General features: G+C 50.9%; 1 rRNA gene. It reads right to left on the reverse strand.

Features of this window, described 5'->3' with window-relative positions:
* Positions 1-70: 70 nt before the first annotated feature.
* A 16S ribosomal RNA gene (locus DVW83_RS14030) occupies positions 71-1630 on the reverse strand.
* Positions 1631-1773 lie beyond the last annotated feature (143 nt).

Genomic DNA, 1773 nt, shown 5'->3' on the forward strand with positions numbered 1-1773 from the left:
TCATTGAGTAGACCTCTCAAAACTGAACAAAGTATAAAACAACCAGTGTAGTCTCCGTAATATTCCTTAGAAAGGAGGTGATCCAGCCGCACCTTCCGATACGGCTACCTTGTTACGACTTCACCCCAATCATCTATCCCACCTTAGGCGGCTGGCTCCAAAAGGTTACCTCACCGACTTCGGGTGTTACAAACTCTCGTGGTGTGACGGGCGGTGTGTACAAGGCCCGGGAACGTATTCACCGCGGCGTGCTGATCCGCGATTACTAGCGATTCCGGCTTCATGTAGGCGAGTTGCAGCCTACAATCCGAACTGAGAGAAGCTTTAAGAGATTAGCTTAGCCTCGCGACTTCGCAACTCGTTGTACTTCCCATTGTAGCACGTGTGTAGCCCAGGTCATAAGGGGCATGATGATTTGACGTCATCCCCACCTTCCTCCGGTTTGTCACCGGCAGTCTTGCTAGAGTGCCCAACTGAATGATGGCAACTAACAATAAGGGTTGCGCTCGTTGCGGGACTTAACCCAACATCTCACGACACGAGCTGACGACAACCATGCACCACCTGTCACTTTGCCCCCGAAGGGGAAGCTCTATCTCTAGAGTGGTCAAAGGATGTCAAGACCTGGTAAGGTTCTTCGCGTTGCTTCGAATTAAACCACATGCTCCACCGCTTGTGCGGGCCCCCGTCAATTCCTTTGAGTTTCAACCTTGCGGTCGTACTCCCCAGGCGGAGTGCTTAATGCGTTAGCTGCAGCACTGAAGGGCGGAAACCCTCCAACACTTAGCACTCATCGTTTACGGCGTGGACTACCAGGGTATCTAATCCTGTTTGCTCCCCACGCTTTCGAGCCTCAGCGTCAGTTACAGACCAGAGAGCCGCCTTCGCCACTGGTGTTCCTCCATATATCTACGCATTTCACCGCTACACATGGAATTCCACTCTCCTCTTCTGCACTCAAGTCTCCCAGTTTCCAATGACCCTCCCCGGTTGAGCCGGGGGCTTTCACATCAGACTTAAGAAACCGCCTGCGCTCGCTTTACGCCCAATAAATCCGGACAACGCTTGCCACCTACGTATTACCGCGGCTGCTGGCACGTAGTTAGCCGTGGCTTTCTGGTTAGATACCGTCAAGGGATGAACAGTTACTCTCATCCTTGTTCTTCTCTAACAACAGAGTTTTACGATCCGAAAACCTTCTTCACTCACGCGGCGTTGCTCGGTCAGACTTTCGTCCATTGCCGAAGATTCCCTACTGCTGCCTCCCGTAGGAGTTTGGGCCGTGTCTCAGTCCCAATGTGGCCGATCACCCTCTCAGGTCGGCTATGCATCGTGGCCTTGGTGAGCCGTTACCTCACCAACTAGCTAATGCACCGCGGGTCCATCCATCAGCGACACCCGAAAGCGCCTTTCAAATCAAAACCATGCGGTTTCGATTGTTATACGGTATTAGCACCTGTTTCCAAGTGTTATCCCCTTCTGATGGGTAGGTTACCCACGTGTTACTCACCCGTTCGCCACTCTTCTTTTCCCGGTGGAGCAAGCTCCGGTGGAAAAAGAAGCGTACGACTTGCATGTATTAGGCACGCCGCCAGCGTTCGTCCTGAGCCAGGATCAAACTCTCATAATAAAAGTTAGAACAATCTTGCGATTGTTAAGCTCAATTTGTTTGCTAGCATATTGCTTGCTTGTTAAAAATGTTTGTTGTCTTGAATCAATCAAGACGCCCTACACATTTGGTTTGTCTTACTTTGTTCAGTTTTCAAAGGTCTA

The sequence above is a fragment of the Enterococcus sp. VV15 genome (assembly GCF_005236045.1).
Classification (GTDB): domain Bacteria; phylum Bacillota; class Bacilli; order Lactobacillales; family Enterococcaceae; genus Enterococcus_B; species Enterococcus_B durans.